At 63.7% G+C, this 18,815-nt stretch carries 21 protein-coding genes; 13 read left to right on the forward strand and 8 right to left on the reverse strand.

The window, feature by feature from the left end; all coding sequences use genetic code 11:
* Positions 1-52: 52 nt before the first annotated feature.
* The 4 genes from LRS11_RS04240 to pilT form a co-directional block, all read right to left on the reverse strand.
* Entirely contained in the window at positions 53-850 is a 798-nt protein-coding gene (locus LRS11_RS04240) for an ABC transporter substrate-binding protein (RefSeq protein WP_260495663.1), read from the reverse strand.
* A 193-nt stretch (positions 851-1,043) separates the two neighbouring features.
* The gene (locus LRS11_RS04245) at positions 1,044-1,457 is read right to left on the reverse strand and encodes a TM2 domain-containing protein (protein WP_260495664.1); all 414 of its coding nucleotides are present in this window, start codon (positions 1,455-1,457) and stop codon (positions 1,044-1,046) included.
* 102 nt (positions 1,458-1,559) lie between these two features.
* A complete protein-coding gene (locus LRS11_RS04250) occupies positions 1,560-2,705 on the reverse strand; it encodes a PilT/PilU family type 4a pilus ATPase (RefSeq protein ID WP_260495665.1) in 1,146 nt (381 codons plus the stop codon).
* Between the two features lie 72 nt (positions 2,706-2,777).
* Entirely contained in the window at positions 2,778-3,812 is a 1,035-nt protein-coding gene (gene pilT, locus LRS11_RS04255) for a type IV pilus twitching motility protein PilT (protein WP_260495666.1), read from the reverse strand.
* A gap of 72 nt (positions 3,813-3,884) precedes the next feature.
* Here pilT and LRS11_RS04260 point away from each other — a divergent pair, with 72 nt between their 5' ends.
* From LRS11_RS04260 to LRS11_RS04320, 13 genes are all read left to right on the forward strand, one after another.
* Positions 3,885-4,577: a YggS family pyridoxal phosphate-dependent enzyme gene (locus LRS11_RS04260; RefSeq protein WP_260495667.1), complete on the forward strand. Its 693-nt coding sequence runs from the start codon at positions 3,885-3,887 to the stop codon at positions 4,575-4,577.
* Positions 4,578-4,596: 19 nt separating this feature from the next.
* Positions 4,597-5,415 (forward strand): pyrroline-5-carboxylate reductase, encoded by an 819-nt coding sequence (gene proC / locus LRS11_RS04265; protein ID WP_260495668.1) that lies wholly within the window; start codon positions 4,597-4,599, stop codon positions 5,413-5,415.
* A 39-nt stretch (positions 5,416-5,454) separates the two neighbouring features.
* Complete coding sequence (locus tag LRS11_RS04270) at positions 5,455-6,048, forward strand: YggT family protein (RefSeq protein WP_260495669.1); 594 nt, start codon at positions 5,455-5,457, stop codon at positions 6,046-6,048.
* Complete coding sequence (locus LRS11_RS04275; protein ID WP_260495670.1) at positions 6,049-6,345, forward strand: DUF167 domain-containing protein; 297 nt, start codon at positions 6,049-6,051, stop codon at positions 6,343-6,345. It abuts the gene before it with no gap.
* Positions 6,346-6,521: 176 nt separating this feature from the next.
* Positions 6,522-8,510 (forward strand): dynamin-like GTPase family protein, encoded by a 1,989-nt coding sequence (locus tag LRS11_RS04280; protein ID WP_260495671.1) that lies wholly within the window; start codon positions 6,522-6,524, stop codon positions 8,508-8,510.
* Between the two features lie 130 nt (positions 8,511-8,640).
* A complete protein-coding gene (locus LRS11_RS04285) occupies positions 8,641-9,780 on the forward strand; it encodes a homoserine O-acetyltransferase (protein WP_260495672.1) in 1,140 nt (379 codons plus the stop codon).
* 2 nt (positions 9,781-9,782) lie between these two features.
* Positions 9,783-10,403, forward strand: a complete 621-nt coding sequence (gene metW / locus LRS11_RS04290; protein WP_260495673.1) for a methionine biosynthesis protein MetW — start codon at positions 9,783-9,785, stop codon at positions 10,401-10,403.
* Positions 10,404-10,427: 24 nt separating this feature from the next.
* Complete coding sequence (locus LRS11_RS04295; protein ID WP_260495674.1) at positions 10,428-10,847, forward strand: DUF4426 domain-containing protein; 420 nt, start codon at positions 10,428-10,430, stop codon at positions 10,845-10,847.
* Positions 10,844-11,440, forward strand: coding sequence for an RdgB/HAM1 family non-canonical purine NTP pyrophosphatase (rdgB, locus tag LRS11_RS04300; protein ID WP_260495675.1), 597 nt, complete (start codon positions 10,844-10,846; stop codon positions 11,438-11,440). The genes LRS11_RS04295 and rdgB overlap by 4 nt, the downstream gene beginning before the upstream one ends.
* A complete protein-coding gene (hemW, locus tag LRS11_RS04305; RefSeq protein WP_260495676.1) occupies positions 11,437-12,597 on the forward strand; it encodes a radical SAM family heme chaperone HemW in 1,161 nt (386 codons plus the stop codon). Before rdgB ends, hemW begins: the two co-directional genes overlap by 4 nt.
* A 206-nt stretch (positions 12,598-12,803) precedes the next feature.
* Positions 12,804-13,100 carry a hypothetical protein gene (locus LRS11_RS04310; protein WP_260495677.1) on the forward strand — a complete coding sequence of 99 codons (297 nt, stop codon included), beginning with the start codon at positions 12,804-12,806 and terminating at the stop codon, positions 13,098-13,100.
* Positions 13,101-13,304: 204 nt separating this feature from the next.
* Entirely contained in the window at positions 13,305-13,628 is a 324-nt protein-coding gene (locus LRS11_RS04315; RefSeq protein ID WP_182832791.1) for a DUF3392 domain-containing protein, read from the forward strand.
* Between the two features lie 503 nt (positions 13,629-14,131).
* On the forward strand, positions 14,132-14,557 hold the full coding sequence (locus LRS11_RS04320) for a hypothetical protein (RefSeq protein WP_260495678.1): 426 nt from the start codon (positions 14,132-14,134) through the stop codon (positions 14,555-14,557).
* Positions 14,558-14,763: 206 nt separating this feature from the next.
* Here the strand turns inward: LRS11_RS04320 and LRS11_RS04325 are convergent, their stop codons facing one another.
* The 4 genes from LRS11_RS04325 to LRS11_RS04340 all read right to left on the reverse strand — a co-directional run bounded on the left by LRS11_RS04325 (position 14,764) and on the right by LRS11_RS04340 (position 18,805).
* Positions 14,764-16,305, reverse strand: a complete 1,542-nt coding sequence (locus LRS11_RS04325; RefSeq protein WP_260495679.1) for a phosphoenolpyruvate carboxykinase — start codon at positions 16,303-16,305, stop codon at positions 14,764-14,766.
* A gap of 157 nt (positions 16,306-16,462) precedes the next feature.
* Positions 16,463-17,350 carry an Hsp33 family molecular chaperone HslO gene (gene hslO / locus LRS11_RS04330; protein WP_260495680.1) on the reverse strand — a complete coding sequence of 296 codons (888 nt, stop codon included), beginning with the start codon at positions 17,348-17,350 and terminating at the stop codon, positions 16,463-16,465.
* 84 nt (positions 17,351-17,434) lie between these two features.
* Positions 17,435-17,830, reverse strand: coding sequence for an RNA-binding S4 domain-containing protein (locus LRS11_RS04335; RefSeq protein ID WP_260495681.1), 396 nt, complete (start codon positions 17,828-17,830; stop codon positions 17,435-17,437).
* Positions 17,831-17,836: 6 nt separating this feature from the next.
* On the reverse strand, positions 17,837-18,805 hold the full coding sequence (locus LRS11_RS04340) for an acyl-CoA desaturase (RefSeq protein ID WP_260495682.1): 969 nt from the start codon (positions 18,803-18,805) through the stop codon (positions 17,837-17,839).
* Between the last annotated feature and the right edge of the window lie 10 nt (positions 18,806-18,815).

The following is an 18,815-nucleotide window of genomic DNA, read 5'->3' on the forward strand; positions in this document are numbered from 1 at the left end:
ACAGCAGCCCTGGCGCAAGCCAGGCTGACTGCGGGCATTGCGCCAAAGCGCCTCAGAAGGGGTAATGCGCTTCCAGCCCGTAGCGCCTGTAAATGGCAAGCAGGCTGCCATCCTGCTTCATCCGCCGCAGCTCTTCGTCGTAACGCTCGGCCAGCATCTCCAACCCAGGATAGGTCGAGCCTTTTACGAAGGTGTTGAAATAAGCCTCGCTCTTGATCGGCTTGGGCAAATAGCCGATACGCTCGGCATAGCCGCCCTGGTGCGCCCCGTAGAGCGTCACCATCGCCGGTAACGGGACAATATCGATGCGACCATGCAGCAGCTTCTGCATCTGCAGGGCAGGCTGAGTCACCAGATCGGTATGCCAGATACCCGCCTCCACGGCAGTCCAGAACTCCTTGGTATAGGAGAAACCCTGAGTCGCGCCGACCCGTAGGCCTTTCAGATCAGCAAAGTGCTGGTAATCCCAGCGCCCCAGATTTTCCTTGAGCGCGAAGAAGTACCAGTTGTTATGGATATGCGCTTCCCGGGCATAGAGCAGATAGGGCGTGCGCTCATCCTTGAAGGAATAGGTGAACACCATGTCGTACACCTTGCCTTGCCGCCAGTTGTTCTCCAGGCGAGCGGCGGATGACTCCAGCACAATTCGATAATCCACACCGAGGCGAGTCAGGATATGCGCGAGCACATCGACATCGAGCCCCTTGATTACCCCGTCGCGCGGATCGACATAACGCACTGGCTCCTCAGGAATACCGCCAACCACCAGCTCCCGGGCCTGCGCCGACACCATGCCCAGCCATAGCGACAGTGCATAGAGCAACATGCGGGCAAGCGTAGATAGGCGCATACATTTCCTCCCAAGCGCCGGCGCGGCTGGACGCGCATGACGGTATCCGCCAGCCCCGCCGGCAACCCGGAAAATCAGCGGGATCCTTCTGTCACCTTAGCATTCCGCGCATGGGATACGTGGCAATGGCCGCCTGCGCTGAGAAGCCAGGCGCAGCGGAGGGCACAGCCCACCAGTGCCTGAGCGCCACCTGTCAGGGCGCCGAGCGGGCGGCCATGGCGTTGCGCAGAGAAACCTGCTCATTGAGCGTCCAGAAGTCGTACAGCACACCCAGACCGAGGAAGCCAAAGGTCAGCAGGTAGAGGATGCCGCTGATCCACTTGCCCTGGTACATGCGGTGCACACCGAAGAAACCGAGGAAAGTCAGCAGAATCCAGGCCACGTTGTAGTCGGTATCACCGGCGTTGAAGCGCAGGTCAGCCTCGCGATCCATGCTGGGGATGAGGAACAGGTCGATGATCCAGCCAATGAACAGCAGGCCCAAAGTCAGGAACCAGATGGTTCCGGTGACCGGTTTGCCGTAGTAGAACCGATGCGCGCCGAGGAAGCCGAAGATCCACAGCAGATAGCCGATGACCTTGCTGTGAGTGTCCTGTCTTAGATCCATGCCTAACTCCTTTTATGATCCGGATGATTGAGACCGACCAACCGCCCAGAGGTTTCGCGACAATAAAAAGCCCGCTTGCGCGGGCCTTGGCAACGGCGTCGGTCAACGGAAGCGCCGCCCCGGATCTTCCTCACTGACCTCCAGCGACAGCCCCTGGCTCATGCTGGTCAGGTGGTCGCCGTCGGTTTCCGAACCGAGTTTGATCATCAGGCGCAGGTCGTTGGCCGAGTCGGCGTAGAGCAGCGCATCTTCGTAGGTGATCTCGCCCTGGGTGTAGAGGTTGTACAGGGCCTGGTCGAAGGTCTGCATGCCCAGCTCGGTGGAGCGCTTCATCAGTGCCTTGAGCTCATGCACCTCGCCCTTGCGGATCAGGTCGGCGGCCAGCGGGGTATTGATCAGTACCTCGATCACCGCGCGGCGGCCCTTGCCATCCGGGGTCGGCACCAGTTGCTGGGCGACGATGGCCTTGAGGTTCAGCGACAGGTCCATCCACACCTGATTCTGCCGGTCAGCCGGGAAGAAGTTGATGATCCGGTCCAGCGCCTGGTTGGCGTTGTTGGCGTGCAGGGTAGCCAGGCACAGGTGGCCGGTTTCGGCGAAAGCCACGGCGTGGTCCATGGTCTCGCGGGTACGCACCTCACCAATCAGGATCACGTCCGGCGCCTGGCGCAGGGTGTTCTTCAGCGCCACCTCGAAGGACTCGGTATCGATGCCCACTTCGCGCTGGGTGACGATGCAGCTCTGGTGCTGGTGAATGTATTCGATCGGGTCTTCGATGGATATGATGTGGCCGCTGCTGTTCTTGTTGCGGTAGCCGATCATCGCCGCCAGCGAGGTGGACTTGCCGGTACCGGTGGCACCGACGAACAGCACCAGGCCGCGCTTGGTCAGTGCCAGCTTCTTCAGCACTTCCGGCAGTTTGAGGTCATCCAGGGTCGGGATGTTGGTCTCGATACGGCGCAGCACCATGCCGGCCAGGTTGCGCTGGTAGAAGGCGCTGACGCGGAAGCGACCGACGCCGCGGGCGCTGATGGCGAAGTTGCACTCGTGGTTCTCGGCGAAGTCACGGCGCTGCTGCTCGTTCATCACCGAGTGCACGGTTTCCCGCGTCTGTTCCGGCGACATCGGGTTCTTGGTCACCGGCATGATCTTGCCGTTGACCTTCATCGACGGCGGTACACCGGCGGTAATGAACAGGTCGGAACCACCTTTTTCCACCATCAAACGCAGCAGCTTTTCGAATTCCATCGTTCTCGCCCGTGTGTCCTGTGCGCTGCTGGCGGAGGGCCGGCAGCAGCCTGTTGCCGATGATCCAGAAGCTTAGAAGTTTTCCGGCGACTTGGCCTTCTCGCGAGCCGCCTCGCGGCTGACCAGGCCCTTGGCCACCAGCCCCTTGAGGCACATGTCGAGGGTCTGCATGCCCAGCGAGGCACCGGTCTGGATCGACGAATACATCTGCGCCACCTTGTCCTCGCGGATCAGGTTACGGATCGCCGGGGTACCGATCATGATCTCGTGGGCCGCCACGCGACCGCCGCCGATCTTCTTCAGCAGGGTCTGCGAGATCACCGACTGCAGCGATTCGGAGAGCATGGAGCGAACCATGGACTTTTCTTCGGCGGGGAATACGTCGACCACGCGGTCGATGGTCTTGGCCGCCGAGGTGGTGTGCAGGGTGCCGAATACCAGGTGGCCGGTTTCCGCGGCGGTCAGCGCCAGGCGGATGGTCTCCAGGTCACGCATCTCGCCGACCAGGATGATGTCCGGGTCTTCACGCAGGGCCGAGCGCAGGGCTTCGGAGAAGCCGTGGGTGTCGCGGTGCACTTCACGCTGGTTGACCAGGCACTTCTTCGACTCGTGCACAAATTCGATCGGGTCTTCGATGGTCAGAATGTGGTGGTACTTGTTGCTGTTGAGGTGGTCGATCATCGCCGCCAGGGTGGTCGACTTGCCCGAACCGGTCGGCCCGGTGACCAGGACCAGGCCGCGCGGGACGTCGGTGATCTTCTTGAACACCTCGCCCATGCCGAGGTCTTCCATGGTCAGCACTTTCGACGGAATGGTCCGGAATACCGCACCGGCACCGCGGTTCTGGTTGAAGGCGTTGACCCGGAAACGCGCTACGCCCGGCACTTCGAAGGAGAAGTCGGTCTCGAGGAATTCCTCGTAATCCTTGCGCTGCTTGTCGTTCATGATGTCGTAGATCAGCGCATGGACCTGTTTGTGGTCCAGTGCCGGCAGGTTGATCCGCCGTACGTCGCCGTCGACCCGAATCATCGGCGGCAGTCCCGCCGAGAGGTGCAGGTCCGACGCGCCTTGTTTGGCACTGAAGGCCAACAGCTCGGTAATATCCATGGGACTCCCCAATCACATGCAAGCAGGTAGAATGCCGCAAACCCATGATGGGCGGGCTATAGAGCGCGAGTAATGTCCACGATAGCAGAGAATATTGCAAAGGTTCGCGCGCGTATCCGTGAGGCGGCGCAAGCCTCGCAGCGTGATTCGGCAGCTATCGGCCTGCTCGCGGTGAGCAAGACCAAGCCGGCGCAGGCCGTGCGCGAGGCGCATGCGGCCGGCCTCCGTGATTTTGGCGAGAACTACCTGCAGGAAGCCCTGGGCAAGCAGCAGGAGTTGGCCGATCTGGACTTGATCTGGCACTTCATCGGCCCCATTCAATCGAACAAGACCAAGCAGATCGCCGAGCACTTCCAGTGGGTGCACTCGGTGGATCGCCTGAAGATCGCCCAGCGCTTGTCCGAGCAGCGCCCGGCACACCTGCCACCGCTGAATATCTGCCTGCAGGTGAATGTCAGCGGCGAGGCCAGTAAATCCGGCTGTACCCCTGACGAACTGCCGGCACTGGCACAGGCGGTTACACAACTGCCGCAGCTGAGATTGCGCGGATTGATGACAATCCCCGAACCGACCGATGATGCTGGCGAACAACACCGCGCCTTTGCCCGCCTCCGCGAGCTGCGCGACGACCTGAACTTGGGCCTCGACAGCCTGTCGATGGGCATGAGTCACGACCTGGAAGCCGCCATCGCCGAAGGTGCCACCTGGGTACGGATCGGTACCGCCCTGTTTGGCGCCCGCGACTACGGCCAAACGCAGAATTGATGTGAAGGAAACCCGCTAAATGAATCACCCACGAATTGCCTTTATTGGCGCCGGCAACATGGCCGCCAGTCTGATCGGCGGCCTGCTCGCCCAGGGCACCCCGGCCAGCCAGATCCGCGCCAGCGACCCGGGCGCCGAGCAACGGGCCAAGGTCGCCGCCGAGTACGGCATCGAGCTGTTCGAAAGCAATGCCGACGCCATCGCCGGCGCCGATGTGGTGGTCCTGGCGACCAAACCGCAGGTGCTCAAGGGCGTATGCCAGACTCTGGCGCCGAACCTGGCTGATGGCCAGTTGATCGTATCCATCGCCGCCGGTATCGGTTGCGCCAGCCTGGCCAACTGGCTGGGTCCGCGGCCGATCGTGCGCTGCATGCCGAATACTCCCGCACTGCTGCGCCAGGGCGTCAGCGGCCTGTACGCCAACGCCGAGGTCTCCACCGCACAGCGCCAGCTGGCCGAGCAACTGCTCAGCGCCGTGGGCCTGGCCCTGTGGCTCGACGAGGAACAGCAGATCGACGCGGTCACCGCCGTCTCCGGCAGTGGCCCAGCTTATTTCTTCCTGCTGATCGAGGCGATGACCGCCGCTGGCGAGCAACTCGGCCTGCCCCGCTCCATCGCCGCCCAGCTGACCGTGCAGACCGCCCTCGGCGCCGCGCGCATGGCTAGCGAGAGCGATGTGGAGGCTGCCGAACTACGCCGCCGGGTCACTTCACCCAACGGCACTACCGAAGCAGCGATCAAGACCTTCCAGGCTGGTGGTTTCGAAGCTCTGGTACTGCAGGCCCTGGATGCCGCCGCCACGCGTTCGGCCGAACTCGCCACGCAACTGGGTCAATAAAAACAGCTCAATAAACAGCTGGATCAATAAGGAGCCTGCATGTACGGATTCACGGAAGCCCTCAGATATATCATCCAGACCCTCGGCAGCCTGTACCTGCTGATCGTGCTACTGCGCTTCATCCTGCAACTGGTGCGCGCCGACTTCTACAATCCGCTCAGCCAATTCGCCCTTAAAGCCACCCAGCCGCTGCTCAAGCCGCTACGGCGGATCATTCCAGGCCTGGGTGGCCTGGATCTGGCCTCTCTGGTGCTGGCGCTGCTGGTGCAACTGCTGCTGATGGTGGTGATTATCCTCATCTACGGGGCCAATCCACTCGCCTATGGCCTGCAGCTGCTGGTGTGGACGGTGATCGCAGTGACTTCGCTGTTCCTGAAGATCTTCTTCTTCGCCATGATCATCAGCGTGATCCTCTCCTGGGTCGCCCCCGGCAGCTACAACCCAGGCGCACAGCTGGTCAACCAGATCTGCGAGCCGCTGCTGGCGCCGTTCCGCAAGCTGATCCCGAACCTGGGCGGTCTGGATATCTCGCCAATCTTCGCCTTCATCGCACTGAACCTGCTGGACCGTTTCGTGATCGGCAACCTCGCCGTCATGAGCGACATGCCGACCATTCTCCGCACGTTCATGTAAATGACCTGGTTCCGCTGGGACGGCGACGACCTGCTGCTCGACTGCCATCTGCAGCCCAAGGCCAGCAAGGACGAATTCGCCGGCCTGCATGGTGAGCGGTTGAAAATCCGCCTCACCGCGCCACCGATGGAAGGCAAGGCCAATGCCCAGCTGCTGACCTTTCTCGGCAAGGCCTTCGGCGTGGCCAAGAGTCAGGTCAGCCTGGAAAGCGGGGAGTTGAACCGGCAGAAGCGCGTACGCATTCGTGCCCCGCAGCGCCTGCCCGAGCTGCCCGGACTGACCGCTCGGTCGCCTTGAGCAACCACCAGGCCGAAGTTGTGCAGCAGAGCAATTGACGGCGCCCAACCGCTCCGCATAATGCAGCTATCTCCGGCAAAGCCTCAGGCGTTGTGGCGGAGCAGCTCTTTATCGCACTGTTGCCCTATCGAACCGCCCGACCACCGCAGGATGCGCTACCCGAGAGGAGTTACCGGATGAGCATGGAACGTCTCAGTCAACAGGTCGACGCCTACGTCACCTGGAAGCGCGAGTTGATGCGCGAAATCACCCGCTACCGTAGCTGGCTGGTGCACAACCGCCTCGGTTCGGAAGCGGTCGATACGCGCCTGGAGCGTGCCCTGCGCCTGTTGCGCACCGATCACATCACCCTGGCCTTCGTCGGCGAGTTTTCTCGCGGCAAGACCGAGCTGATCAACAGCCTGTTCTTCTCCGAATACGGTCAGCGCATGCTGCCGTCGCACGCCGGGCGCACCACCATGTGTCCCACCGAGCTGTTCTTCGATCCACGCTCGGAACGCTCCTATATCCGCCTGCTGCCGATCGAAACGCGCACCGCCGCGGCCAGCGTGGCGCAGTTCAAGCGCATTCCCGGCAACTGGGTAAACATCCCGCTGGACATCAGCGACCCGGACAACATGGTGCAGGCCTTCGCCCAGGTGGCGAAAACCAAACCCATGCCGGTGGAGCAGGCGATCCAGCTCGGCTTCCACCCGGACATGCTGGAAAGCGCCGGCAAACCCGGCCTGGTGCTGGTGCCGGCGTGGCGCCATGCCATGGTCAACTTCGACCACCCGCTGCTGCGCCAGGGCCTGCGCATCCTCGACACGCCCGGCCTGAACGCCCTCGGCAGCGAACCGGAACTGACCCTGTCGATGCTGCCCAGCGCCCAGGCGATCATCTTCCTGCTGGCTGCCGACACCGGCGTCACCGCCAGCGACATGGCGATCTGGCAGCAGCATATCCGCCAGCTCGACGAAGAAACCCAGGCCAGCCTGTTCGCCGTGCTGAACAAGATCGACGTGCTGTGGGACGACCTCGCCGGCGAGGAGTTCGTGCAGCAGGCCATCGGCCAGATCCGGCATGCCACCGCGCGCCAGCTGGGCATTTCCGCCGATAACGTGCTGCCGCTGTCGGCCAAGCAGGCGATGCTGGCCAAGGTACGCAAGGACGAGGCCTTGCTCGAACGCAGCCAGCTCGGCGACCTGGAGAACCTGCTGTGCGAACGCATCGTCGCGCAGAAGGAGCGCCTGCTCGAAGAGCGCGTGGTCAATCAGGTCCTGGCCCTGCTCAACAACAGCCAGCACGTGCTCAACCTGCGCCTGGAGAAGGTTCGTGAACAGCAGGAGCTGCTCTCCACGCACCAGCAGGACAATGGCCAGATGCTCTTCGAGCTGACCGCCAAGACCAAGGAAGACCACAGCCAGCACCACAAACGCCTGCTCGGCCTGAAGACCAACCAGCGCCTGCTCCGGCGCCAGGGCGATCTGTTGCGCAGCGCCGTGCGCCCGGACAAGCTCGACGAGCACCTGGCCACCGTGCGCCAGGGCCTCAGCGGCAGCTGGACCACCTTCGGCATCAACCAGTCGATCCTGCAGTTTTTCCAGGCGGTGGAAACCGACCTGGGCAACCTGGCCCAGGAAGCCGGAATGGCCAACAAGATGGTCGCCGCCATCTACCGCCGGCACAACGAGGAGAACCCGCTGCACGGGGTCGACGCGCCGCAGTTCAACAGCCAGCGCTACCTGCGCGAGCTGAAGCAGCTGCAGGCCAAGGCCGACCAGTTCCGCCTGCACCTGAAGACCCTGCTCAGCGAGCAGAAAGTCCTGACCCGACGCTTCTTCGCCACCCTGGTGCAGGAAGTCATCGGCCTGCACCAGCGCCTGCGCAACGAGGCCGAGCAATGGGCCAACGACGCGCTGATGCCGCTGATGCAGCACACCCTGGAACACAAGCAGCTGCTGGAAACCCATATGCTGCGCCTCAAGGCCCTGGCCCAGGACACCCAGCAGGCCCGTCAGCGCGGCCAGCAACTGGCGCGCTATATCGGTGAACTGGAAACCCAGCTGGCTCAGGCCAACGAAATGCTTCGCGCCCTGCGCCGACCGGCACCGATCCAGCGCCAGGGCAAGGTCGTCACCCTGCCCGGGGTGATCCGCCAGCAGGGCGCTGGCGAGCACGCCTAAGAACCTGTTTAGGATCTCTTGATCGGCGGCCAAGCCAAGTAATTCAATACCTTAGCCCCTGCCCCCGGCGCTTGCTGCCGGGGGCCACGGTCTTTAGACTGCTGCACTTCCTTGATCGAGAGCAGGGTCGATGCCGACAGCCTTCCCACAAGATTCCGTCGGTCTGGTCACACCGCAGACTGCCCACTTCGCCGACCCGCTCGCGCTGGTCTGCGGGCGCAGCCTGGCCGACTACCAGTTGATCTACGAGACCTACGGCACGCTGAACGCCACGGCCAGCAATGCCGTGCTGATCTGCCACGCGCTGTCCGGCCATCACCACGCCGCTGGCTACCACAGCCCGGACGAGCGCAAGCCGGGCTGGTGGGACAGCTGCATCGGCCCCGGCAAACCGATCGATACCGACAAGTTCTTCGTCGTCAGCCTGAACAACCTCGGCGGCTGCAATGGCTCCACCGGGCCGGCCAGCCTCAACCCGGCCACCGGCAAGGTGTTCGGCGCCGACTTCCCGGTACTCACCGTGGAAGACTGGGTACACAGCCAGGCGCGCCTGGCCGACCTGCTCGGCATCCAGCAGTGGGCCGCAGTGGTCGGCGGCAGCCTCGGTGGCATGCAGGCCCTGCAGTGGGCCATCAGCTACCCCGAGCGTATCCGTCACTGCCTGTGCATCGCCTCGGCGCCCAAGCTGTCGGCGCAGAACATCGCCTTCAACGAAGTGGCGCGCCAGGCCATCCTCACCGACCCGGAATTCCACGGCGGGCACTTCCAGGAACAGGGCGTGATCCCCAAGCGCGGCCTGATGCTGGCACGCATGGTCGGCCACATCACCTACCTGTCGGATGACGCCATGGGCGAGAAATTCGGCAGAGGCCTGAAGAGCGAGAAGCTCAACTACGACTTCCATAGTGTCGAGTTCCAGGTCGAGAGCTACCTGCGTTACCAGGGCGAAGAGTTCTCCGGGCGTTTCGACGCCAATACCTACCTGCTGATGACTAAGGCGCTGGACTACTTCGACCCGGCCGCCACCCACGGTGACGACCTGGCCAAGACCCTGGCCGGGGTCAAGGCCGACTTCTGTGTGATGTCCTTCACCACCGACTGGCGCTTCTCGCCGGCGCGCTCGCGGGAAATCGTCGATGCCCTGCTGGCGGCGAAGAAGAACATCAGCTACCTGGAAATCGATGCGCCGCAGGGTCACGACGCCTTTCTCATCCCGATCCCGCGCTACCTGCAGGCCTTCGGCGGTTACATGAAACGGATCGAGGTATAAGCATGCGCGCTGATCTGGAAATCATTCAGGAGTGGATTCCCGCCGGTAGCCGCGTGCTCGACCTCGGCTGTGGCGACGGCGAACTGCTGGCCTGGCTGCATGAGCACAAGCAGGTCAGCGGCTATGGCCTGGAAATCGACGGCGACAAGATCGCCACCTGCATCGAGCGCGGGGTCAACGTGATCGAACAGGACCTCGATGAGGGCCTGGGCAACTTCGCCAGCAACAGCTTCGATGTGGTGGTGATGACCCAGTCGCTGCAGGCTCTGCGCTACCCGGACAAGGTGCTGGCGGAGATGCTGCGGGTCGGCAGAACCTGCATCATCACCTTCCCCAACTTCGGCCACTGGCACTGTCGCTGGTACCTGACCACCAAGGGCCGCATGCCGGTATCGGAGTTCCTGCCGTACACCTGGTACAACACGCCGAACATCCACTTCTGTACCTTCGCCGACTTCGAGCGCCTGTGCCTGCAGCTGGGCGCCCGCGTCGAAGAGCGCCTGGCGGTGGACCATGAACATCGCCACAGCCTGGGCAGCAAGCTATGGCCTAATCTGATGGGTGAGATCGGCATTTATCGCGTCAGCGGCCCCGGCCTGGCCGATCACCGTGTAGCCGTCTAACCGCCTGACGCCTGGAGAACCGCCATGCCTCGCCTCGCTTCCTTGCTGCTCTGCCTGCTCGTCGCCCTGCCCGCCTTTGCCGAACGCAAACAGACCTTCGGCGAGCTGGATGTGCATTACAGCGTGTTCAATTCCAGCTTCCTGCAGCCCGATATCGCCGCCGCAGCCGGCCTGACCCGCAGCAAGACCGGCGGTGTAGTCAATGTCGCCGCGCTCAAGGCCGGCAAGGGCGTGCCGGCCCAGGTCAGCGGCCAGATCAAGAACCTGCTGGGCCAGACCAGCACCCTGAGTTTCAAGCAGGTGCTGGAAAGCGGCGCGGTCTACTACCTGGCCGAATTCCCGCTGCGCGAGCGGGAAATCCTCACCTTCAGCCTCAGCGTGCAGGTCGGCGACAGCACGCCGCACAGCTTTACCTTCAACCAGGAAGTGTTTCCGGACGAATGATGCCCTTTAGCGAGCTCGTACTGGCCAGCCATAACGCCGGCAAACTCAAGGAACTCCAGGCCATGCTCGGCGACGCCGTGCGTGTGCGCTCGGTCGGTGAATTCTCCAGCGTCGAGCCGGAAGAAACCGGTTTGTCCTTTGTCGAGAATGCCATTCTCAAGGCGCGCAACGCCGCTCGCCTGTCCGGCCTGCCGGCGCTGGCCGACGACTCCGGCCTGGCCGTGGACTTCCTCGGCGGCGCCCCCGGCATCTACTCGGCGCGCTATGCCGATGGCCAGGGCGATGCGGCCAACAATGCCAAGCTGCTGCAGGTGCTGAAGGATGTGCCGGATGCCCAGCGCGGCGCCCAGTTCGTCTGCGCCCTGGCCCTGGTCCGGCATGCCGACGATCCACTGCCGATCCTCTGCGAAGGCCTCTGGCACGGCAGCATCCTGCATGCGCCACGCGGCGAGCAGGGCTTTGGCTACGACCCGCTGTTCTGGGTCGTCGAGCGCAACTGCTCCAGTGCCGAGCTGCCAGCTGCCGAGAAGAACCAGCTCAGCCACCGCGCCCGCGCCATGGCCCTGCTCAAGCAACGCCTGGGGCTGGCATGAGCACGCCCACCGGCGGGAGCTTCCAGCTACCGCCACTGGCGCTGTACATCCATATCCCGTGGTGCGTGCGCAAATGCCCGTACTGCGACTTCAACTCCCACGCCGCCGGCCCGACGCTGCCGGAGCAGGAGTATGTCGACGCCCTACTGGCCGACCTCGACGCCGACCTCGGCCATGTCCACGGCCGCGAACTGACCTCGATTTTTTTCGGCGGCGGCACCCCCAGCCTGTTCAGCGCCAATGCCCTGGCTCGCCTGCTGGATGGCGTCGAGCAGCGCGTGCGTTTCGCCCGCGATATCGAGATCACCCTGGAGGCCAACCCCGGCACCTTCGAGCAGGCCAAATTCCGCGACTACCGCGGCCTGGGCATCAACCGCCTGTCGATCGGCGTGCAGAGTTTCCAGGAAGCCAAGCTCAAGGCGCTCGGCCGTATCCACGACGGCAGCGAGGCGATCCGCGCCGCCGACATGGCGCGTGCCGCCGGCTTCGACAACTTCAACCTCGACCTGATGCACGGCCTGCCCGAGCAGAGCATCGAGGACGCCCTGTTCGACCTGCGCACCGCTATCGCCCAGGGGCCGACGCACCTGTCCTGGTACCAGCTGACCATGGAGCCCAACACGGTGTTCTGGAGCCAGCCGCCGGTGCTGCCGGAAGACGACCTGCTGTGGGACATCCAGGAAGCCGGCCAGGCCCTGCTCGCCGAGCAGGGTTACGCGCAGTACGAGGTGTCGGCCTACGCGCAAGCGGGCAAGGCGGCGCGACACAACCTCAACTACTGGACCTTCGGCGACTTCCTCGGCATCGGCGCCGGCGCCCACGCCAAGCTGAGCAGCCCGAGCGGGAAGATCGTGCGTACCTGGAAGACCCGCTTGCCCAAGGACTACCTCGATGCGAGCAAGCCCTTCCAGGCCGGCGAGCGGCTACTGACGACGGACGAGCTGCCCTTCGAATTCCTGATGAACGTGCTGCGCCTCAGCGAAGGCGTGCCTGCCGCGTTGTTCAGCGAGCGCACCGGCCTGCCACTGGCGCAGCTGGATGGCGCCCGGCGCGAAGCCGAGGCGCGCAAGCTGCTGCTCAGCGATCCGCAGCGCCTGACAGCCAGCCGCGAGGGTCAGTTGTTTCTCAACGATCTGTTGCAACACTTCCTGCCCTGAACCCAGCCCTACAGGCGAGAAACCGCACAGAGCGACACAGCCAGTCGCAGTCGGATGGGGTGCTCAAACACGCCAACGTCAGTGGGCGGCAACACGCCGTCTGCGATGACACTGCCGCCGGGCAGCGCAAGCAGCTCCGACCTGCGCCGTAGCCTGCCTCACCTATACTTCCCCCCGCCCCACTTCCCGATCAATCAGGAGACAACATGAAGCGTTCCTCCGGCTTGCATCTCACCGTATCGGCTCTGCTGCTCAGCATGGCCGCTCCACCCTTCATTGCACCCCTGGCCCAGGCGGAAACCTATGGCTCCGAGCGCCGCCAGGACCGTCGTGGCGACCGCTACGATGCGCGCGACAACCGCCAGGGCGGGCGCGAGGAAGCGCGCGATCTCAAGCAGGAGTGCCTGGATGGGGACGACAGCCGCATGGATTGCCGGCAAGACAAGCGCGGCACCAAGCAAGACACACGACAGGAATCACGAGAGATCCGTCGGGACGACTGAGACGGGCGCTACCAGCCTGCCAACGAGTCGTGACACTCAGGCCGGCTACTGGGGGGCAGGCATCAGCCCAGAACCGTCATGGGCGGCCGCGTCCTCTTCTGTGCAGGCCTTCGGGGCATCCCTACGCCGGATCCGCCGCGCTTTGCATTCGCGCCCAGACTAGGGTGCAATGGCGGCCTCATCCGCCACCCCGAAGGACAACCGATGGATCTGTTGCTCGACCTGATCGTCACGCTCTCGCGCTGGTGCCGCGGCAACCTGTACGACATTTCCCTGGCCATCATGGCCACCCTGTTCGTGCTGTTCGGCCCGGGCATCAATGCCTGGGTGCAGCGCTCGATCGGCGGTTTCAACTTTTTCCTGCGCACCCTGATCTTCGTCCTGGTCTGCGCGGTGGGCTATGGCCTGGCCATCGTCTTCCTCACCCCCTGGCTGGCCCAGGGCCTGGGCTACTTCAACAACTTCACCCTGGCACCAGTGCTGTTGCTGGTGTTCTTCCTGATCGGCGTACTGGCCGATCGCAGCTGAAGCGCCTCAGCACGGTTGGCCGGCCAACCGTGCGTCAGCCTTATTCACTCGCGGCCTTGCACAAAAGCCGCTGATCGCCTTTTCTCTGTAACCAAGCGAATGCGCGCTGCCAGCCAAGCCGGCATTCGCTCATGGCCCTGCCCACTCCTACCCAGATGCGGACAGGCGGTCGACTAGAACAACAATAAGCAGTCCTCCCCACCGGCCTACCCCCGGAGGCACCATGAAGCGTATCGCCCCGCTGTTGCTGATCCTCGCCAGCCTGCTCAGCCCAGGCGCCCTGGCGGAAAACGTCGCCCGCGACGTGCACAAGAGCATGCTCCCGCAACCCGGCTAGCCAGGTTGCGCCGCACAAAGCCGCGCCGAGAGTCGCGGCTGCAGCCCTGTGCGCCATGACGAAATCTGAGCGAGGCAATTCACCCGAAGCACTATCGCGAATCCGTCTAACAGACCCACTGCCGGCGGAGTAGATTGAAATCAGTGGAGTCATATAGGAGAACGGCATGCAGGTATCAGGCTACAGCAGCACCCTGCCCCTCTCGACCCAGATCATCAACAAAGCCGGCCAGGCCGCACAAGCACCCGACGCCCGGGCCAACCCGGAACAGGTGAACAAGGCAGTCGACCGCGCCGCTGATCGAGTCGTCGAGCAGCAGGAAAGCAAGGAACTGAGCCAGTCCAACCGGCGTAGCGCCGCCACTCAGTTGTACAGCGCCACCAGCCAGCAAAGGCAAATCGATACGTATCTGGCTGTAGCCAGCGAAGGTGAGATCGACAGCCAGCCGAGCACGGTGGAAACAGCACTGGAACTGCGTGATGATGTGCGCCGCAACGAAGTGGCACAGAACATCGATAGCAACACCGACCGCCCAGAGCGGCCCGAAGCAAAACCGGTCGAACCGGAACCGTACGTTGACACCCGTGCCTGATCTGTACTGACAGCAGCGCACAAAAAAGCCGCCCGAGGGCGGCTTTTTCTATGGCGCTACAGCTTAGAAGTTACTCAAGACCGTCGCGAGCGCAGGTCAGGCTAGGCGCAAACAGGCGAGGGCGCGGAGTTTACGAGCTGTAAATGAGCAGCCCGAGCCTGTTTGCAACGCTGCATGATCAAGCGCAGCAGGTATTGAGCAACTTCTTACAGCTGCGGGCCGGCGCTGCGGATAGCGTCGGACACGTCGAACTTCTTGAAGTTCTCGATGAACAGGCCAGCCAGACCTTTGGCCGCCTCGTCGTAGGCATTCTGGTCAGCCCAGGTGTTGCGCGGGTTGAGCAGGTTGGTCTCGACGCCCGGAACGGCCTTCGGCACGCTCAGGTTGATGATCGGCAGCTGCTCGGTTTCGGTACCGATCAGCGCGCCGCTCTGGATTGCGGCGATCACGCCACGGGTGGTCGGAATGTTGAAGCGCTTGCCGACGCCGTAGCCGCCACCGGTCCAGCCGGTGTTGACCAGGTAAACCTTGGAACCGAAGCCACGGATGCGCTTGATCAGCAGCTCGGCGTACTCGCCAGCCGGACGCGGGAAGAACGGCGCGCCGAAGCAGGTGGAGAAGGTCGACTTGATGCCGCCGCCGCTGCCCATTTCGGTGGAACCGACCAGCGCGGTGTAGCCGGACAGGAAGTGGTAGGCCGCCTGCTCTTCGCTGAGGATCGATACCGGCGGCAGTACGCCAGTCAGGTCGCAGGTCAGGAAGATCACGGCGTTCGGCTCACCGCCGAGGTTCTTCTCGCTGCGCTTCTCGACCAGCTCCAGCGGGTAGGCCGCACGGCTGTTCTGGGTCAGGCTGTCGTCGGTGTAATCCGGCAGGCGGTTTTCGTCGAGGACGACGTTTTCCAGCACGGCGCCGAACTGGATGGCTTTCCAGATCACCGGTTCGTTCTTCTCAGACAGGTCGATGCACTTGGCATAGCAACCGCCTTCGATGTTGAACACCACGCCCACGCCCCAGCCGTGCTCGTCGTCACCGATCAGGTAACGGCTTTCGTCGGCCGACAGGGTGGTCTTGCCGGTGCCGGACAGGCCGAAGAACAGGGTCACGTCGCCGTCTTCGCCGATGTTGGCGGCGCAGTGCATCGGCAGCACGTCGGCTTCCGGCAGCAGGAAGTTCTGCACGGAGAACATGGCTTTCTTCATTTCACCGGCGTAGCGCATGCCGGCGAGCAGGACTTTCTTGGCGGCGAAGTTGATGATCACGCAGCCATCGGAGTTGGTGCCGTCACGCTCCGGTACGCACTCGAAGTTGGCGACGTTGAGGATCTGCCACTCGTCCTTGCCGGCCGGGTTGTACTGCTCCGGGTTGATGAACAGGCAACGGCCGAACAGGTTCTGCCAGGCAGTCTGGGTGGTCATCTTGACCGGCAGGTAGTGGGCATCGGCCGAACCGACGTGGACGTAGGAAACAAAGTGATCCTGGGCGTTGTTGAACGCCTCGACGCGGTCCCACAGGGCATCGAACTTGTCGGCCGGGAACGGGCGGTTGATCGAGCCCCAGGCGATTTTCGCCTCGGTGCTCGGCTCCTGCACGATGAAACGGTCAGCCGGGGAACGGCCGGTGCGATGGCCGGTGCGTACCACCAGCGAACCGTTGGCGGCCAGCTCGCCTTCGCCACGGCGAATGGCTTCTTCGACCAGTTGGGCAGCGCTGATGTCGGTGTAAACGGCGGTATTGGCTTGCGTCATGAGTGTCCCCGTCGGCGGCTGGCCGAGTCTTCCAAACTTGTGTAGCGCGCATGCAGCCGCACTACAGCGATAAAAAAGTCGCGGGAGTATGCCAGAAAAGCCGGCTTCTTGGCAGCCTCTTGTCTACCTAAGCGACCGATAGACGCACGCTATCGTTTTAGTGGCGAGTCGCCGAGGGCTCCTGGCTATCACCACTGGTAAACAGCTGCGCCACATCGGCCGCATCAAAGGCATAGCGCTGGTTGCAGAACTGGCAATCGATTTCCACCTGCCCGCCATGCTCGGCCAGCAGCAATTCGGCATCGCCCTGGCCCAGGCTGATCAGTGCCCGCGCCGAACGCTCACGCGAGCAGCTGCAACGGAACTGCAGCGGGTTCGGTTCGAACAGGCGCACCGCCTCTTCGTGGTACAGCCGGTGCAGCACGGTCTCGTTGTCGAGGCCGAGCAGTTCTTCGGCGGTCAGGGTATTGGCCAGGGTCAGCAGGTGCTGCCAGCTGGCTTCGCGCTCGTCGGCATCTGGCAGGCGATCCACCGGCAGCTGCTGCAGCAGCAGGCCGCGGGCGCGTTGGCCGTCGGCGTGCAGCCAGAAGCGGGTGGACAGCTGCTCGGAGGTGGCAAAGTAGGCGGTCAGGCAATCGGCCAGGGTATCGCCTTCCAGGTCGACGATGCCCTGGTAGCGCTGGCCCTGCTTCGGGTCGACGGTCAGCGCCAGCACGCCGTCCGGCATCAGCTCGCGCAGGCCGGCATCGGCGCCGATCTGCTCGGCGTGGTAGCGGGCGATGCCGCGCACTTCGCGCTCGCTGGAGCATTCGATCATCAACAGTGGCACCGGACCGGAGGAGCGCACCTGCAGGATCAGCAGGCCGTCGAACTTCAGGGTGCCGACCAGCAGCGCGGCGGCGGCCAGCATCTCGCCGAGCAGCTGGGCCACCGGTTGCGGGTAGGGGTGCTTGGCCAGCACATGCTGGTAGCTCGCGCCGAGGCTGACCAGCTCGCCACGCACGTCGGCGTCGTCGAAGAGGAAACGTTGGGTAAAGTCGGCCATGGGCGGATGCTGCCTGGATACTGGGGCGGCGATTTTAGGCGCAAAGCCCGGCGCGACCAAGGGCCGGTTGTCCAACGGCCGGCTTCAGTCCTGACCGCCGCGAAAATGCTGGAGCTGACGACGCTGCTTCTTGCTCGGCCGACCATCGGTCTGCAGGCCCAGGGCGCCGGCCTTGCGCAGCTCGGCGGCGGCCTCGCGGCGACCGACGCTGTCAGCAGTCTCCTCATATAACAGTTGCGCCTCGGGAGCACCGCGGCGCACCACAGACAGCGCGCGCACCTGCACCGTGCGCTCCTCGAAGCCGGTGCGGATCACGTACTGATCACCGAGCTTCGGCTCCTTGCCCGGTTTGCAGCGCTCGCCGCGGCAGTGCACCTTGCCGCCCTCGATGGCCTCCTTGGCCAGGGCCCGAGTCTTGTAGAAACGCGCGGCCCACAGCCACTTGTCCAGGCGTACCTTGTCGTCGTCTTTGTCGCTCAAAACCGATCAGCTCCATACCCAGCGTTTCAATACCGCGCGCAGCGGACAGTTGCAGGCCTGCTGCTCATCGTCCTCGACCCGGCGCAACTCGGCCCGATAGGGTAGATCCAGCGGCGTTTTCATATCCCAGACCAGACCCATACGGGCCAAGCCTTGCAGCACCCACCAGCCCGGGTCCCACTCGCCGGCATACAAGCCGAGCCGGGCCGAACCGGGAAAGGCATGGTGGTTGTTATGCCAGCACTCGCCCATAGTCAGCAAGGCGGCAAAGGGCACGTTGTAACCCTGCACGCTGGCATCGTCGACCACATGATGTTGCGCGCCATGACGGTGGGCGAAGTGGCCAATCAGCCAGTGGCCAAATACCCCCGCGGTGACCCGCGCACACACGCCCCAGAATACCCAGGCCCAGCCACCCAGGGCGAAGAACAGCAGCGCCCAAGGCAACTGCTGGGCCATCCAGGTGCGCTGCAGGAAGCGATAGACCGGGTCGGCGGCGACCCGTGGCTCGACCCGGATATCCGGCGGATTGGCCAGGCGCAGCTCGCAGTGCAACTGCCACCAGGCATCGCGCAGGGGCGCGCGGCGATGACCGAAGAAGTCATGACAGGCTTTCTGCCGCTGCGCGTAATCGCGCAAGTCATGGGTGCGCAGCAAGCCCAGCGGGCCTGACAAGCCAACCAGCACACCACAATAGACGAGGAAGTACTCCAGCCACTTGGGGCACTGGAAGCTGTCGTGAATCAGCTTGCGGTGCATGCCCAGCGAGTGCCCGAGCAGCAGCACCAGCGCGGTGGTTCCGGCAAACAGGGCGAACGCCGCCCAGCTGAAAGTCAGCGCCCCGCCCACCAGCGCAGCCAGCGCCATGCCACTGAACCACAGCGAGCGGATCGGCTCCCAGCGCACCTCACCGTGGACGACATCGGCGCCCAGCTGCACGCGATGGCTCTTGAGACTTTCGGGTATCACATCCATATGCGCCTCC

It is taken from the genome of Pseudomonas sp. J452, from assembly GCF_024666525.1.
Taxonomy (GTDB): Bacteria; Pseudomonadota; Gammaproteobacteria; order Pseudomonadales; family Pseudomonadaceae; genus Aquipseudomonas.

Excerpts from the sequence above, each read along its gene's own strand:
- LRS11_RS04240 (WP_260495663.1), bottom strand. The coding sequence starts at position 850 with ATGCGCCTATCTACGCTTGCCCGCATGTTGCTCTATGCACTGTCGCTA.
- LRS11_RS04245 (WP_260495664.1), bottom strand. The coding sequence starts at position 1,457 with ATGGATCTAAGACAGGACACTCACAGCAAGGTCATCGGCTATCTGCTG.
- LRS11_RS04250 (WP_260495665.1), bottom strand. The coding sequence starts at position 2,705 with ATGGAATTCGAAAAGCTGCTGCGTTTGATGGTGGAAAAAGGTGGTTCC.
- pilT (WP_260495666.1), bottom strand. The coding sequence starts at position 3,812 with ATGGATATTACCGAGCTGTTGGCCTTCAGTGCCAAACAAGGCGCGTCG.
- LRS11_RS04260 (WP_260495667.1), top strand. The coding sequence starts at position 3,885 with ATGTCCACGATAGCAGAGAATATTGCAAAGGTTCGCGCGCGTATCCGT.
- proC (WP_260495668.1), top strand. The coding sequence starts at position 4,597 with ATGAATCACCCACGAATTGCCTTTATTGGCGCCGGCAACATGGCCGCC.
- LRS11_RS04270 (WP_260495669.1), top strand. The coding sequence starts at position 5,455 with ATGTACGGATTCACGGAAGCCCTCAGATATATCATCCAGACCCTCGGC.
- LRS11_RS04275 (WP_260495670.1), top strand. The coding sequence starts at position 6,049 with ATGACCTGGTTCCGCTGGGACGGCGACGACCTGCTGCTCGACTGCCAT.
- LRS11_RS04280 (WP_260495671.1), top strand. The coding sequence starts at position 6,522 with ATGAGCATGGAACGTCTCAGTCAACAGGTCGACGCCTACGTCACCTGG.
- LRS11_RS04285 (WP_260495672.1), top strand. The coding sequence starts at position 8,641 with ATGCCGACAGCCTTCCCACAAGATTCCGTCGGTCTGGTCACACCGCAG.
- metW (WP_260495673.1), top strand. The coding sequence starts at position 9,783 with ATGCGCGCTGATCTGGAAATCATTCAGGAGTGGATTCCCGCCGGTAGC.
- LRS11_RS04295 (WP_260495674.1), top strand. The coding sequence starts at position 10,428 with ATGCCTCGCCTCGCTTCCTTGCTGCTCTGCCTGCTCGTCGCCCTGCCC.
- rdgB (WP_260495675.1), top strand. The coding sequence starts at position 10,844 with ATGATGCCCTTTAGCGAGCTCGTACTGGCCAGCCATAACGCCGGCAAA.
- hemW (WP_260495676.1), top strand. The coding sequence starts at position 11,437 with ATGAGCACGCCCACCGGCGGGAGCTTCCAGCTACCGCCACTGGCGCTG.
- LRS11_RS04310 (WP_260495677.1), top strand. The coding sequence starts at position 12,804 with ATGAAGCGTTCCTCCGGCTTGCATCTCACCGTATCGGCTCTGCTGCTC.
- LRS11_RS04315 (WP_182832791.1), top strand. The coding sequence starts at position 13,305 with ATGGATCTGTTGCTCGACCTGATCGTCACGCTCTCGCGCTGGTGCCGC.
- LRS11_RS04320 (WP_260495678.1), top strand. The coding sequence starts at position 14,132 with ATGCAGGTATCAGGCTACAGCAGCACCCTGCCCCTCTCGACCCAGATC.
- LRS11_RS04325 (WP_260495679.1), bottom strand. The coding sequence starts at position 16,305 with ATGACGCAAGCCAATACCGCCGTTTACACCGACATCAGCGCTGCCCAA.
- hslO (WP_260495680.1), bottom strand. The coding sequence starts at position 17,350 with ATGGCCGACTTTACCCAACGTTTCCTCTTCGACGACGCCGACGTGCGT.
- LRS11_RS04340 (WP_260495682.1), bottom strand. The coding sequence starts at position 18,805 with ATGGATGTGATACCCGAAAGTCTCAAGAGCCATCGCGTGCAGCTGGGC.